The following is a 14,197-nucleotide window of genomic DNA, read 5'->3' on the forward strand; positions in this document are numbered from 1 at the left end:
GTCATTGGGTTGGCAGTGTGGAGTTGCTGGTCAGGCATTGTCGGGTGGTGGTGGGGCATGAGACCGTCACCCGGGTCGGGTGAACGGCGCACGGCCGGCCGGGGAACGGTGCCGGTGAGCTGCCGAAGGTTGCTCCCACGACCGGTGGGGAGCAATTCCCCCGGCCCGCTCCGCCGGCCGCCGCAGCGCACCTGAGGCCCTGTCACGCAAGGGATTCCCTGGTCGCGGATCCGGCCTGGAGGCCGCGCTTCCGGCGCCTGGGCGGCCCGCTAGGGTATTGACAAAAGTCACCGGGCCTGCCGCGCGTGACGGGTATGAGCGATTCACGAATGCGCTGTGATGAACCTTCGTGTAGACGATGAACGCAGACCTTGTTGAAACCCGTACCCGTACAGCAGGTTTAGGTGGCGTTCGGTACCACCGGGCCAAGCTGTGCGAGAGGGGACTCCCATGTCTGTCAATGCGACCGAGATTCTCAATGCCTTCTTCTTCGACGGCGCCGACGCTCCGGCGGAGAGCGACGTCCGGATCGACGTCGTGGACAGCTGGACCACCGGCGACCTGGCGGCCGTCCGGCCCACCACCATCAGCTGGAGCGAGGCCCGGGTGGACGCGGGCCACTGACGGAGCCCGGGGCGACCGCCACCGGCAGCCACCATCCGATTCGCGGGGGAACGAGATGACGGACACCGACCTGTGGGTGCGACGGTTCCACCCGGCGGACGACGCGGCGACCAGGCTGCTGTGCCTGCCGCACGCCGGCGGCTCGGCGAGCTACTTCGCCCGGGTGGCCAGGACGCTCGCACCCGAGATCGACGTGCTCGCCGTCCAGTACCCCGGTCGGCAGGACCGGTTGCGGGAGCCCGGCCTCACCTCGGCCCACGAGATCGCGGACCGACTGGTGGCGGCGCTGCTGCCGCTGGTCGACCGGCCGATCACCGTCTTCGGCCACAGCCTCGGCGCGACCATCGGCTTCGAGGTCGCGCTGAGGCTGCGGCGGGCGGGCGTCGGCCCGACCGCGCTGTTCGTCTCCGGCAGGCGGGCGCCGCACCTCCACAGGGAGGAGCGGACCCACCTGCGGGACGACGCCGGCCTGATCGCCGAGGTACGCGCCCTGGCGGGCACGGACAGCGCGCTGCTGGAGGACGAGGACGTGCTGCAGATGGTCCTGCCGGCCATCCGCTCCGACTACACCGCTGCCGAGACCTACGAGTACCGGCCCGGGCCGCGCCTGGACTGCCCGATCGTCGCGCACATCGGCGACAGCGACCCGCGGGTGACGGTCGACGAGGCGAAGGCGTGGCGGGAACACACCGACGCGGAGTTCGAGTTCGTCGTCCACCCCGGTGGTCACTTCTATCTCAACGACAACATGTCCGCGGTGCTGCGCAGCATCAGGGCGCACACCCGGTCGCTCAGCTCGGCCTCGCGCGGCGCCGCCACGGTCGCCAACGCCGAACAACCGGGGTGAGTCGCCGGTCGACCCGAGCCTCAGGAGTGTCCGGAGGTGACCCACATGGCACTGATCGAGAGAGAACACCTGCTGTCCGACCTCGCCGAGGCGTACGCGACGGCTGCCGCGGGACAGGGCCGGGTCGCGCTGGTCGACGGCGGCGTCGCCAGCGGGAAGACCCGACTGGTGAACGCCGTGACCGAGGTGGCCGTCGGCGAGGGCGCGCTGGTGCTGACCGCCGCCTGTTCGGTCGCGGAGAGCATGATCCCCCTGGGGGTGGTGGGACAGCTGTTCCACAGCCTCCGGGCCCAGACCACCTCGACCGACCACCTGCCGCTGCTGCGGCGCGACACCGGGCCGGCGGGGGACCCGGACGCCCCCACCCTGCGGCACGGTGACGCGCAACTGCTGGAGGACGTCTGCCAGGTCCTCCTCGACGTCGCCGCCGACCGGCCCCTGGTGGTGGTCGTCGACGACGTCCAGTTCGCGGACTCCCTGTCGTTGCAGGCGCTGCTGTACCTGCAACGGCGCATCCGTTTCGCGCGGGTGCTGCTCGTGCTGAGCGGATGCGTGGGCGCGCGGCCCGAGGCGGCGGCGTTCCGTGCGGAACTCACGCGCCAGCCGCACTGCCGTCACCTGCGGCTGCTCCCGCTGTCGCCCGACGGCGTCGGGCGGCTGCTCGCCGAGCGGATCCGGCCGGAGGCCGCCCGGCGGCTCGCCGCGTCGGCGCACGCCGTCAGCGGCGGCAACCCGATGCTCGTGCACGCGCTGCTCGACGACGCCCTCACCGGCGCCGACGGGGAGGTCGCGCCGACGGTGGGCGCGTCGTTCGTCCAGGCCGCGCTCGCCTGCCTGCACCGCAGCGACCCCCGGCTGCTCGACGTCGCCCGCGCGCTCGCGGTCGTCGGCCCGGCCGCGTCCGCCGGGCTCGTCACCGGGCTGGTGGGCCTCTGCGCGGCGACCACCCGGCAGGTGCTCGGCGCGCTCGCCGAGGCGGGCCTCACCGAGGGGCACTCCTACCACCATCCGGCGGTACGTGCGGCGGTGCTCGACGACTGCCCGCCGCAGACGCAGTCGGCACTGCGGTCGCGGGCCGCGCGCCTGCTCCACGAGGACGGCGCGTCCGCCGCCGAGGTGGCCGCGCACCTGGTGGGCGTCGGTGAGCCGGCCGGGTCCTGGGCCGCGCCGGTGCTGGTCGCGGCGGCCGGGGAGGCCGTCGCCGGGGGCGCCGCACGGCACGCCGTGGACTGCCTGGAACTGGCGCTGCGATCCACCGAGGACGCCCGCGAGCGGGCCGCCGTGGAGGCGGCCCTCGTCCGGGTGCACTGGCGCAGCGACCCCGAGGCGGTTGCGCGGCACCTGTCGTCGCTGGCGGCGGCGGGGCGCGCCGGTCACCTCGACGAGGCCGACACGCTGCTGCTCGCCCGGTCGCTCGCCTGGCAGGGCCGGCACGACGAGGCGATGGAGGCGTTGGGCGCGGTGGGCGACCTCACCACGCACCCGGACCCGGACCTGGGCGCCGACCACCTCGCGACGCGCGAGTGGCTGCGGCACTGCCGCCCGCACGGCGGCGACGATCCGGGCGACCCCGGGCCCGGCGCGGCGGTCGACCGCGCCGAGGAGGTGCTGCAACGCGCCCGCCCCGGTGACTCCCTCCTGGTGTCGGTGTGGCACGCGCTGCGGGTGCTGATCGGCGCCGACCAGCTCGACCGCGCCGCCGACTGGTGCGAGAAGCTGGCCGAGGAGGCCGAGGCGCACGGGATCACGAGCTGGCGGGCCGTCCTGACCGACGTACGGGCCGCCGTCGCCCTGTGCCGCGGCGACCTCGCCGCCGCCGAGCGGCACGCGCGCGACGCGCTGGCCACGATGCCGCCCGCCGCCTGGGGCGTCGCCGTCGGATCGCCGCTCGCGCACCTGGTGCTGGCCTGCACGATGACCGGGCAGCTCGCCCGGGCCGAGGCCGCCCTGCGGGAGCCGACGCCGGCCGCGATGCGCCAGAGCCTGTTCTGGCCGCAGTACCTGCGGGCCCGGGGCGTCTACTACGACGCCGTGGACCGGCGGCACGCCGCGCTCGCCGACTTCCAGACCACCGGCCAGCTCGCCGTGACCTGGGGCGCCGACGATCCGTCCGCGCTGCCGTGGCGGGTCGACCTCGCCCGGCTGTACGTGCGGATGGGCCGGCCCGACCAGGCCCGGAAGCTGGTCACCGAACACCTGGCGCTGCCGGGTGGCGACGCCCCGCGCGCCAAGGGCATGGGGCTGCGGGCGCTGGCGGCGGCGTACGCGCCGAAGCAACGCCAGGTGATGCTGCGCGAGGCGATGGACCTGCTGCACGCCAGCGGGGACCGGCACGAGCTGGCGCACGTCTTCGCGGACCTGAGCCAGACCGGGCACGCGCTCGGCGAGTTCGGGCGCGCCAAGATGATGGGTGCGCACGCCCTCCAGCTCGCCGAGGGGTGCCACGCCGAGCTGCTGCGACGCAAGCTCAAGCCGTCCGACGACACCCTCGACCCCGCCGTGGCCGGCGGGAAGGACGGGCTCGCCACGCTGACCGACGCCGAGCGTCGCGTCGTGAACCTGGCCGCCCGCGGGCACACCAACCGGGAGATCGGCGACAGGCTGTTCATCACCGTCAGCACCGTCGAGCAGCACCTGACGCGGGCCTACCGGAAATTGAAGATCAGCACCCGTACGGAGCTGGTGCACATCGACCCGCCGAAGGGCGCGCGCGGCGCGCGGCGCCGGCGCGTCGCCCCGGTCGGTCCGCCCTCCGGCGACAAGGAAACCACGATGCGATCGGACACGACATGACCGTTGCCGAGGACGAACAGGTCGGCAGCCGGGAGCGCACGCTCGCCCGGCAGATACTCGAACTGGTCTTCCGCTTCCGCCGTCTCGAACACGCCGACGACCCGTGCGCAGCGCAGCCGTGCGACGACTGCTTCGCGACCCACGAGGAACGGGTGGGCCGGTACGTGCGCAGCGGCGAACCGCTGCACTTCGTGCTGCCGGCGTTCCCCGCGAAGTCCCGCAACCCGGAGAAGGTGGTCGGCTCGCTGCCCGACCTCGGCGAGCGGATCTCCGTGGAGTTCCTCCAGTCCTTCTGCGAGCAGGTCAGCCACTACCACCCGACGGGCGCGCGGATCCTCATCTGCTCCGACGGCCACGTCTTCTCCGACCTGCTCGGCATCCCCGACGAGGACGTGACCGCGTACCGCACCGAACTGCAACGCATCATCGACCAGACCGGCGCGTCCTCGGTCTCGATGTACTCGCTCGACGACGCGTTCGGGGCGATGTCCTACGACGAGATGCGCGGGCGGCTCCTCGCCGAGTACGCCACGCCGTTGGAGGACATCCGGGCCGAGGTGCTGACCGACCTGGGCGCCCGGTCGCTGTTCAACGGCATGCACCGGTTCATGCTCGAGGACCAGGGCCCGCTGCACCCCGACCTGAGCCGGACCAAGCTGCGCGAGCACTGCAAGGAGTTCGCGTACCAGATGATCCGGCGCAGCCGCGCCTGGGGAGACCTGGTCGGCACGAAGTTCCCCCACTCGCTGCGGCTGTCGATCCACCCGCAGCCCCGGCACGCCGAGAAGATCGGGCTGCACCTCATCCGTACCAGGGACAGCTGGCTGACGCCGTGGCACGGCGTCGTCCTCGACGACGGCGTGAACCTGACGCTGGTCAAGCGCAGCCAGGCCGAGCGGGACCGGGCCTCGCTCGTCTGGCGCAACGGCCGGCCGAGCCACTACGTCAACCCCCACTTCCGGCAGGAGGAGATCGCCTCATGACCACGGCAGACGAGCTGCGGGTGGAGCGGACGGCGCTGGCGCCGTTCGGCACGCTGGTGACCGCGGAGCACGACGGCGCCGACCTGCGGGACATCGCGCCCGCGACGCTGGAGCGCTGGACGATCGAGTCCAAGGTGGTCGTGCTGCGCGGCTTCCCCCTGCTGAGCAGGGAGGACCTGATCGCCTACTGCGAGACCTGGGGCGAGGTGCTGACCTGGGACTTCGGCGCCGTCCTGGACCTGGTGGTCCAGGAGGACCCGAAGAACTACCTGTTCAGCCGTACGGACGTGCCGTTCCACTGGGACGGCGCGTTCGCGCGGGCCGCGCCGCGGTACTTCCTCTTCCAGTGCCTCGAGGCGCCGGTGCCCGGCGGCGGTGGCGAGACGGTGTTCTCCGACAGCACCGACGTGATCCGGCGCGCCTCGCCGGAGCTGGTCCGCGAGTGGGCGACGACGGAGGTCAGCTACCGCACGGAGAAGCTCGGCTACTACGGCGGCGAGACCGTGTCGCCCCTGCTCACCACGCACTCGGAGACCGGCGAGACGATCATGCGGTACGGCGAGCCGCTCGACCCGGAGCGCTACCGGAACCCGGTGTGGGTGTCCATCGGCGGCAGGTCGGCGGAGGAGGCCGAGCCGTTCATGGCCGACCTGCGCGACCGGCTGCACCACCCGGACGTCTGCTACCACCACGAGTGGGTCGACGGCGACATCGTCGTCGTCGACAACCAGGCGCTGCTGCACGGCCGCAACGCCTTCCGCGGCAACTCCTCCCGGCACCTCCAGCGGATCCAGATTCTCTGACCACGGTCAGGGCCGCTCACGGGCGCCATCGAAGGTCCTCAACCCCGAAGGAAGACACCATGACCGTCGAAGAGGCGCGCGCGGGCGCGCCCACACCGACGCCGACATCCGCGCGGCGCCCGATCTACCACTCCATCCGCATCCGCCGGGTCGAGTTCCTGCCCGTGATGCTGGCCATCTACGCGATCCCGTCGCTGCTGTCGGTCGACGAGCTGAGCACCCTGGCCTCGGTCCACTTCGCACTGGTGATCGTGATGGCGCTGTCCATCATGCACTTCATCGACATGACCAACGCGTACGCGGACCGCGACGTCGACGCCGTGTACAAGACGTGGCTGTCCCAGGCGGTGTACGGGCTGGGGCTGCGCAACGTGCGGTGGCAGATCGCCGCCACGGGCGCGGGTGTGCTGGCCCTCGCGACCTACTTCACCTTCCGCACCGGGCACTGGGACATCCTGCCCCTGGTCGCGTTCACCCTCTGGATCGGCGCCCAGTACTCCATCCCGCCGGTCCACCTGAAGAGCTCCGGCGTGGGGCAGATCCCGGGCCTCGCCGCGGTGCTGATCTGGCTGCCGATGCTCGTCGTCGTCCGGTCCGTGCCCGGTGAGCTGTCGTGGCCGCTGCTGGCCGTGATCATCGGGTTCGGCGCGAACCAGGTCGGCATCGTCATGGTCAACACCGCAGAGGACTGGCCGGAGGACGCCGCGTTCAACATCCGTACCTGCGTCCGCGCGCTGGGCCTGTCCCGCGCGATGGCGGTCGCGAGCGGGCTGATCGCGGTCGGCGGCTCCACGGTGTGCGTGTCGGTGCTCGCCATCGGCGGCTTCACCTGGGGCGCCGTCCCGATGATCGCGGCCATCGCGTTCGCGCTGGTGCACGTGTCGGGAACCTGGCGCGGCGTGCGCGGCAAGCCCCTCGCGGACGCGCTGGCGTTCCTGCGGCCCCGGGCGAAGCTGGTGCCGTTGCAGGTGGCGAGCACCGGGTGGGGAACCGTGATCGCCGCCGCCTTCGCACAGGCGAGCTGAATCCCGGTGGGGAGGGACACCATGGCGCAGGTCGTGCTGCTCGACGAGGAGGGACGGCCGGTGGGTGCCACCGAGGGCGCGACGGTGCACCACCTGCGTACGCCGTTGCACCTGGCGTTCTCCTGTTACGTCTTCAACAGCGACGCGAAGCTGCTGCTCACCATGCGCAGCGACCGGACGCGCACCTGGCCGGGGATCTGGACGAACTCGTGCTACGGGCACCCCGCGCCGGGGGAACCGGTCCCCGCGGCGGTGACCCGCACGGTACGCGCCGAGCTCGGCCTGGCCGCGCCCGCGCCGGAGCTGGTCCTGCCCTCCTTCCGCTACCGCGCCACGATGGACAACGGCGTGGCGGAGAACGCCGTGTCCCCGGTGTTCCGGGTGGTGACCGACGAGCGTCCGACCCCCGACCCGGCCGCGATCGGCGACTTCGAGTGGGTCGCCTGGGCGGACTTCGTGTACGCGGTGGGCACCGGCGACATCTCCGTGTCGCCGTGGTGCCGCCTCCAGGTCGCCGAACTCATCATGCTGGGCGACGACCCGACGCGGTGGCCCACGGCCGACGAGTGCCTCCTGCCCGGCGGAGCGTTGACGGCCACCGGCTGAGCGGCGTGCGGCGGACCGTGCCCACCGGCGGGGTGGGCGCGGTCCGTCGTCATGCCGCGGTGGTGCTGTCGGGCCCGCCGGCCCGGACGCTGGCCACCACGGTGAACGTGCCGTCCTCCCGCCATGTGCGCAGGGTGCCGCCCGCGTCCCGCAGCCGGTCGGCCAGCTCCGGCAGCCCGCTGCCGTCGAGCTCCGGAGCGCCGTCGCCGGCCCCGTCGTTGACCACCGTCAGCCGCGCCCCGGACCCCTCGCGGGCGATCTCGATCGTGCACCACCGCGCCTCGCCGTGCCGCAGCACGTGGGCGCCCGCCTCCCGCAGCACGGACACCAGCGGCCCGGTGAGCGCGGGCGGTAGGTCGCGCTCCGGCTGCGTCACGGAGCACCGCACGCCGGCGTTGCGCAGCACCCGGGCCACCGTCTGCGCCTGCTCGCGCAGGCCGACGCTGCGGTAGCCGTGCACGGCCTCGCGCATCCGGGCCGACGCGGCCGCCGCGAGCGCCCGCATCTCGGCGGTCTCCTTCCTGGTCCGCTCCCCGTCGACCATCGCCAGCCGCGACGCCAGCTCCGCCTTGAGGACGAGTGCCGACAGCTCGTTCGCGAGCAGGGCGTAGACGTCCCGGGCGCACCGTAGTCGCTCCTCGGCCGCCGCCAGGCGGGCCAGGGCGTCGCGCCCCTCCCGGGCCTGCGCCCGGAACGTCCAGAACCACAGGTGCAGCACGTTCCACGTCGCCACCGTCAGCCCGAGCACCACCGTGACGGTCACCGCGTCCCGCACGGGACCGCCGAGCCACCAGGCCGTCGCCGCGGCCACCAGCACCGTCCCGGCCATCAGGGTCACCGCGTAGCGGACCGGCAGCAGCAGTGGCGCGGCCCCCACGAGCGCGGCCCCCACGAACGCCCAGGCCCGGCCCGGGGTGCCGCCGACCGGCCCGACGAGCGGGACGGACAGCACGGCGGCCGTGGCGCAGCCGGCGATCAGCCACCGGCCGGTCGCCGCCGGCCACGGCATGACCGAGCGGTGCAGCGCCCCGGCCAGCGCCACGACCAGGAGCAGCGCCCCCGCCGCGCCGGACACGATCCCGCGCGGGTCGGGCTCGCGACGCAGCTCCAGGGCGGCGAGCAGCACGCACGCCGCCACCCCGCTCGCGGCGCCCGCCAGGATGCACAGCCTCGCCCGCCGCATGCCCGGGGTCGACAGGGCTTCAGCCGGCCCGGCGGGCCGGATCCCGGTGACCATCAACGCCACGGCTCCCGGCGGACGTGGCGCGTGCCGGGCGGCGCCGGCACGCCAGGACGCGCCGCCCCGGGCGGCGACACGCCCGGTATCGTCGCCTGCCGGATCCCGATCGCCACGGAATGCATGGTATCGGTCACGATCAGTTCGTGTCGACGTGGACCCGTCCCCGCCGTCGCGTCCCGGGGCCGCCACCCGTCGGGCTCGCCCGTGGGGTGGGTGGTCTCGAGGAGCTGCGCTGTCATCGGAGGGCCTCCGTCCGGTCCTGGTCGCGTGGGCGCCGGCGGGCGCCGGTCCGCCCCGCGGGTCGCCGGCCGTGCCGCGGGCCGTCGCCACGCGGTCGGTCGTGCCGTCAGCATGGCGGCGACGACACGTCGGATCCCATCCCCGGGTGTCACGTCCGTCCCGGGAGAACTGCACGGGTGAACCGTGCGTCGATGGGTCGACGGCGGGTTCCCGGGCGGCCCGGAAATTGCGCGTTCCATCGCCTCGAAATTGTTTCCGCCATCGTCCGGTAATTTGCGCCGTGGGCTCTGTCGACAGCTGGCGCACGTGATTGCGGTCGATGGTTCCACTCGGCTAATTTGCAGACACGAAATGCCTCTCCTCTCTGGAGGCTGCTGTGTCCTCATCCGTCGGAATTCTGGGCACCGGATCCTGGGTGCCCGCGCGAGCATTGCCGAACGAGGAAATCGCGCGTCGCGTACCGGGAGCCAGCCCGGAATGGATCGTACGCAAGACCGCCATTCGTTCGCGCCGTTTCGCGGCGGCGGAGGAGGCCACGTCGGACCTCGCCGTGCGGGCCGCGGCCCGCGCGCTGCGGGACGCGGGCCTCGGCGTGGACCGCGTCGACTACCTCATCGTGTCGACGTCGACCCCGGACCACCCGCAGCCGCCGACGGCCTGCCTGGTGCAGGACCGCCTCGGCGCGTACGGGGCGGCGTGCTTCGACGTCAACGCGGTGTGCGCGGGATTCGTGCACGCCCTGGTGCTGGCGCAGTCGCTGGTGGCGGACCGGCCGGGCACCCACGCGCTCGTGGTCGGCGCCGACGTGTACTCGCGCATCCTGGACTTCGAAGACCGGCGTACCGCCGTGCTGTTCGGCGACGGCGCCGGCGCGGCCGTCGTGGGGACGACGTCACCGGGGCGCGGTGTCGTCGAGTACGAGCTGGCCAGCCGGGGCGACGCCAGCGACCTGATCGGGGTGGCGGCGGGTGGCAGCAGGCTGCCGGCGTCCGCGACGACGGTGGCGGACGGCGGCCACTTCTTCCGCATGCACGGCCGCGACGTCACCGAGCTCGTCCTCCAGGAGGTCCCGCCGTTCGTGGACAAGCTGCTGGCCAGGGCGGGCGTCGGCGCGGCGGACGTCGCGCACGTGGTGCCGCACCAGCCCAACGGCCTGCTCCTCGACGAGCTGGTACGCGCGTGCGGGCTGACCGCCGCGCACACGCACCGCACGGTGGAGGAGTACGCGAACGTCGGCAGCGCCTCGGTGCCGCTCACCCTCGACCACGCCAACCGGGCCGGGCTGCTCCGCGACGGCGACCTCGTCCTCCTGCTGGGGTTCGGCGGGGGGATGTCGTTCGGGGCGTGCCTGCTGCGGTGGGGCCGGACGCCCGGCCCGGACCCCGGTGGTGACCGGTGAGCCCGCCGGCCGGCCACCGGACCCCGCAAACCCTGCCCGCTTCCACGCCAACCCTGTCGAAACAGGACGGTTATTCATGAAGACCTTGACGAAACTCGGCGCGTTCGCGCTCGCCCTGGTGCTGGTGCTCGGGAGCGCCTACACCGTCGGCCGCGTGGTCGGGCCCCCGCCGACCGCCGCACCCGCAGCCGCACCCGCCGCCAAGCCGGCCGCCGTGGCCGAGGAGTCCTCGTACGGCCTGACCGTCAACCACGAGAGCATGAACCTGAAGGTGATCACGGACAACGTCCGGGCGGGCACGAAGCAGACCTTCGCCTTCCAGATCCTGCAGCACGACGGCACGCCGCTGGTGAAGTACAAGCCGCAGCACGAGAAGCTGATGCACCTCATCGTGGCGCGGCGCGACCTGACGAACTTCCAGCACGTCCACCCGAACCTCGGCGCGGACGGCGTGTGGCGGGTGCCGCTGACCTTCGCGGCGGCGGGCGAGTACCGGGTCTTCGCCGACTACATGCCGCTGTGGGGCATCCACGGCGAGACGCTCGGGGCGGACGTGTCGGTCTCGGGCGACTACCGGCCGGAGGCGCTGCCCGCGCCGTCGACCACCTCGACGGTCGACGGGTACACGGTGACCCTCGGCGGCGAGCTCAAGCCCGGCAAGAGCGGCAAGCTGACGCTCAGCGTCGCGAAGGACGGCAAGCCGGTCACCGACCTGGAGCCGTACCTCGGCGCGTTCGGGCACCTGGTCGCGCTCCGCGACGGCGACATGGCGTACCTGCACGTCCACCCCGACGGCACGCCGGGCGACGGGAAGACCGCCCCCGGTCCGGACGTCCTGTTCCACGCCACCGCGCCCAGCTTCGGCGACTACCGGCTGTTCCTGGACTTCCAGCACCAGGGCGTCGTGCGCACGGCGTCGTTCACCCTGCGCGTGAACGGCCCCAACCCGCCGCCGCACGGCCTGACCGAGGAGGCCTTCGCGGCGGCCAAGGCCCGCAACGAGGAGGCCGTACGCAACGGCGGAGCCGCTGTCCCCGCCGACACGACCGGCGGCGGCACGGAGGGGGGCACCGAGCATGGCCACGGCTGAGAACCACCTGGAACTGCTGATCGGCGGCATGACGTGCGCGGCCTGCGCGGCGCGCATCGAGAAGCAGCTCAACTCGATCGACGGGGTGGAGGCGACCGTCAACTACGCCACCGAGAAGGCGAAGGTGCTGGTCCCGCCCGGGATCACGCAGGCGCGGGTGATCGCCGCCGTCGAGGAGATCGGCTTCACGGCCCGGCCGGTTAGGCCGCGTACGGCCAGGGCCGAGAACCACCTGGAACTGCTGATCGGCGGCATGACGTGCGCGGCGTGCGCGGCGCGCATCGAGAAGCGCCTCAACGACATCGACGGGGTGGAGGCGACCGTCAACTACGCCACCGAGAAGGCGAAGGTGCTGCTCTCGCCCCAGGTCTCGCGCGAGACGGTGATCGCCGCCGTCGAGGAGATCGGCTTCACGGCCCGGCCGGTGCAAGCGCCCGAGGCGACGACGGCGGACGCTCCGGATCCGGCGGCCGAGGAGGCGGCCGAGCACGACCGTGAGCTGCGGGCGGCCCGCCATCGCCTCTGGGTCGTCGCCGTGCTGGCGGTGCCGGTCATCGCGATGTCGATGTTCTCCCAGCTCCAGTTCGAGTACTGGCAGTGGGCCTGCCTGACGCTGAGCGCGCCGGTCGTGGTGTGGGGGGCGTGGCCGTTCCACCGGGCCGCCTTCGCCAACCTGCGGCACGCCGCCGCCTCGATGGACACGCTGGTCTCGGTGGGCACGCTCGCCGCGTTCGCGTGGTCGCTGTACACGCTGTTCCTCGGCACCGCCGGCGAGCCCGGCATGCGGCACCCGTTCCGGATCACCCTGGAGCGGACGCCCGGCGAGGGCAACATGTACCTGGAGGTCGCCGCGGGCGTGACCCTGTTCATCCTCTGCGGCCGGTACTTCGAGGCCCGCGCGAAGCGCCGCTCCGGCGCCGCGCTGCGCGCGCTGCTGTCGCTGGGCGCCAAGGACGTGACGGTGCTGCGCGACGGCGCCGAGGCGATCGTGCCGATCTCGGCGCTCGCGGTCGGCGACCGGTTCCTGGTGCGGCCGGGCGAGAAGGTGGCCACCGACGGCGTCGTGGAGGAGGGCTCCTCGGCCGTCGACGCGAGCATGCTGACCGGCGAGTCCGTGCCCGTCGAGGTGGGGCCCGGCGACGAGGTCGTCGGCGCCACGGTGAACGCCGGCGGGCGGCTCGTCGTCCGCGCCACGCGGGTGGGCAGCGAGACGCAGCTCGCGCAGATGGCCAAGCTCGTCGAGGAGGCGCAGACCGGCAAGGCCGACGTCCAGCGGCTCGCGGACCAGGTGTCGGCGGTGTTCGTGCCCGGGGTGATCGCGCTGTCGCTCGCCACGCTGGGCTACTGGCTCGGCTCCGGCCAGCCGGCGGCGGCCGCGTTCACGGCGGCGGTGGCCGTGTTGATCATCGCCTGCCCGTGCGCGCTGGGGCTGGCGACGCCGACCGCGCTGCTGGTCGGCACCGGTCGGGGCGCCCAGCTCGGCATCCTCATCAAGGGACCGCAGGTGTTGGAGTCCACGCGGACCGTCGACACCGTCGTGCTCGACAAGACCGGCACGGTGACCACGGGCGAGATGTCCGTCGTGGAGGTCGTGCCCGTCGACGGGGAGAGCGACGTCCAGCTGCTGCGGCTCGCCGGCGCCCTGGAGAGCGCGTCGGAGCACCCCATCGCCCGGGCCGTCGTCGCGGGGGCCAGGGACCGGTGCGGCGAACTGCCCCCGGTCGCGGACTTCTCCAGCGAGACCGGCGTCGGCGTGCGCGGCACGGTCGACGGGCACGAGGTCATCGTCGGCCGGGCGTCGCTGCTGGGCGCGTGGGCGACCGACCTGCCCGCGGAGCTGACCGCCGCCAAGGCGAAGGCCGACGCGGCGGGCCGTACGTCGGTCATGGTCGGCTGGGACGGCGCCCTGCGGGGGATGCTCGTCGTGTCCGACCGGGTGAAGCCCACCAGCAGGGCGGCGGTGGCGCAGTTCAAGCGGCTGGGCCTGCACCCGATCCTGCTGACCGGCGACAACGCCGCGGTCGCGGCGGCGATCGCGGCGGAGGTGGGGATCGACGACGTGGTCTCCGAGGTCCTCCCCGCCGGGAAGGTCGAGCTGGTCAAGCGGCTCCAGGCCGACGGCAAGGTCGTCGCGATGGTCGGCGACGGCGTCAACGACGCCGCCGCGCTCGCGCAGGCCGACCTGGGCATCGCGATGGGCACCGGCAGCGACGTGGCGATCGAGTCGGGCGACCTGACGGTGGTACGCGGCGACCTGCGGGTGGTCGCGGACGCCATCCGGCTGTCGCGCCGCACCCTCGGCACGATCAAGGGCAACCTGTTCTGGGCCTTCGCGTACAACGTCGCGGCCATCCCGCTCGCGGCGAGCGGGCTGCTCAATCCGATGCTGGCGGGTCTGATCATGGCCGGCAGTTCGGTGTTCGTGGTGTCGAACAGCCTGCGGCTGCGGCGGTTCAAGGCGCTCGCGGGCAACGAACTCCCGGACCGGGCCGACACGACCGAGGCGTCACGCGCCCCGATGGTCACCGCCTCCTGACGCGTCGAACG

The 14,197-nt window shown here is 73.3% G+C and carries 11 protein-coding genes; 10 read left to right on the top strand and 1 reads right to left on the bottom strand.

Features of this window, described 5'->3' with window-relative positions; translation table 11 throughout:
* The first annotated feature begins 450 nt into the window (after positions 1–450).
* The 7 genes from ACLQ22_RS30080 to idi are packed head-to-tail and all read left to right on the top strand — an operon-like array spanning position 451 to position 7,681.
* Positions 451–624 carry a hypothetical protein gene (locus ACLQ22_RS30080; protein WP_425695283.1) on the top strand — a complete coding sequence of 58 codons (174 nt, stop codon included), beginning with the start codon at positions 451–453 and terminating at the stop codon, positions 622–624.
* 55 nt (positions 625–679) lie between these two features.
* On the top strand, positions 680–1,471 hold the full coding sequence (locus ACLQ22_RS30085) for a thioesterase II family protein (protein ID WP_425695284.1): 792 nt from the start codon (positions 680–682) through the stop codon (positions 1,469–1,471).
* A gap of 45 nt (positions 1,472–1,516) precedes the next feature.
* Complete coding sequence (locus ACLQ22_RS30090) at positions 1,517–4,264, top strand: AAA family ATPase (protein WP_425695285.1); 2,748 nt, start codon at positions 1,517–1,519, stop codon at positions 4,262–4,264.
* The gene (locus ACLQ22_RS30095; RefSeq protein ID WP_425695286.1) at positions 4,261–5,247 is read left to right on the top strand and encodes an L-tyrosine/L-tryptophan isonitrile synthase family protein; all 987 of its coding nucleotides are present in this window, start codon (positions 4,261–4,263) and stop codon (positions 5,245–5,247) included. Before ACLQ22_RS30090 ends, ACLQ22_RS30095 begins: the two co-directional genes overlap by 4 nt.
* Positions 5,244–6,050: a TauD/TfdA dioxygenase family protein gene (locus tag ACLQ22_RS30100; RefSeq protein WP_425695287.1), complete on the top strand. Its 807-nt coding sequence runs from the start codon at positions 5,244–5,246 to the stop codon at positions 6,048–6,050. The genes ACLQ22_RS30095 and ACLQ22_RS30100 overlap by 4 nt, the downstream gene beginning before the upstream one ends.
* Positions 6,051–6,109: 59 nt before the next feature.
* Entirely contained in the window at positions 6,110–7,075 is a 966-nt protein-coding gene (locus ACLQ22_RS30105) for a UbiA family prenyltransferase (RefSeq protein ID WP_425695288.1), read from the top strand.
* A 21-nt stretch (positions 7,076–7,096) separates the two neighbouring features.
* Positions 7,097–7,681, top strand: a complete 585-nt coding sequence (gene idi / locus ACLQ22_RS30110) for an isopentenyl-diphosphate Delta-isomerase (protein ID WP_425695289.1) — start codon at positions 7,097–7,099, stop codon at positions 7,679–7,681.
* 49 nt (positions 7,682–7,730) lie between these two features.
* Here idi and ACLQ22_RS30115 read toward each other — a convergent pair whose 3' ends face one another.
* The gene (locus ACLQ22_RS30115; protein ID WP_425695290.1) at positions 7,731–8,864 is read right to left on the bottom strand and encodes a sensor histidine kinase; all 1,134 of its coding nucleotides are present in this window, start codon (positions 8,862–8,864) and stop codon (positions 7,731–7,733) included.
* A gap of 673 nt (positions 8,865–9,537) precedes the next feature.
* On the opposite strand from ACLQ22_RS30115, the gene ACLQ22_RS30120 reads away from it, so the two are divergent.
* The 3 genes from ACLQ22_RS30120 to ACLQ22_RS30130 all read left to right on the top strand — a co-directional run bounded on the left by ACLQ22_RS30120 (position 9,538) and on the right by ACLQ22_RS30130 (position 14,186).
* Complete coding sequence (locus tag ACLQ22_RS30120; protein WP_425695291.1) at positions 9,538–10,560, top strand: 3-oxoacyl-ACP synthase III family protein; 1,023 nt, start codon at positions 9,538–9,540, stop codon at positions 10,558–10,560.
* A gap of 76 nt (positions 10,561–10,636) precedes the next feature.
* Positions 10,637–11,650 (top strand): hypothetical protein, encoded by a 1,014-nt coding sequence (locus tag ACLQ22_RS30125; RefSeq protein ID WP_425695292.1) that lies wholly within the window; start codon positions 10,637–10,639, stop codon positions 11,648–11,650.
* On the top strand, positions 11,637–14,186 hold the full coding sequence (locus ACLQ22_RS30130; protein WP_425695293.1) for a heavy metal translocating P-type ATPase: 2,550 nt from the start codon (positions 11,637–11,639) through the stop codon (positions 14,184–14,186). The genes ACLQ22_RS30125 and ACLQ22_RS30130 overlap by 14 nt, the downstream gene beginning before the upstream one ends.
* Positions 14,187–14,197 lie beyond the last annotated feature (11 nt).

Origin of the sequence: Micromonospora sp. DT178, assembly GCF_049841695.1 — a bacterium.
Classification (GTDB): domain Bacteria; phylum Actinomycetota; class Actinomycetes; order Mycobacteriales; family Micromonosporaceae; genus Micromonospora.

Coding starts and splice junctions, on each gene's coding strand:
- ACLQ22_RS30080 (WP_425695283.1), top strand. CDS start 451: ATGTCTGTCAATGCGACCGAGATTCTCAATGCCTTCTTCTTCGACGGC.
- ACLQ22_RS30085 (WP_425695284.1), top strand. CDS start 680: ATGACGGACACCGACCTGTGGGTGCGACGGTTCCACCCGGCGGACGAC.
- ACLQ22_RS30090 (WP_425695285.1), top strand. CDS start 1,517: ATGGCACTGATCGAGAGAGAACACCTGCTGTCCGACCTCGCCGAGGCG.
- ACLQ22_RS30095 (WP_425695286.1), top strand. CDS start 4,261: ATGACCGTTGCCGAGGACGAACAGGTCGGCAGCCGGGAGCGCACGCTC.
- ACLQ22_RS30100 (WP_425695287.1), top strand. CDS start 5,244: ATGACCACGGCAGACGAGCTGCGGGTGGAGCGGACGGCGCTGGCGCCG.
- ACLQ22_RS30105 (WP_425695288.1), top strand. CDS start 6,110: ATGACCGTCGAAGAGGCGCGCGCGGGCGCGCCCACACCGACGCCGACA.
- idi (WP_425695289.1), top strand. CDS start 7,097: ATGGCGCAGGTCGTGCTGCTCGACGAGGAGGGACGGCCGGTGGGTGCC.
- ACLQ22_RS30115 (WP_425695290.1), bottom strand. CDS start 8,864: ATGCGGCGGGCGAGGCTGTGCATCCTGGCGGGCGCCGCGAGCGGGGTG.
- ACLQ22_RS30125 (WP_425695292.1), top strand. CDS start 10,637: ATGAAGACCTTGACGAAACTCGGCGCGTTCGCGCTCGCCCTGGTGCTG.
- ACLQ22_RS30130 (WP_425695293.1), top strand. CDS start 11,637: ATGGCCACGGCTGAGAACCACCTGGAACTGCTGATCGGCGGCATGACG.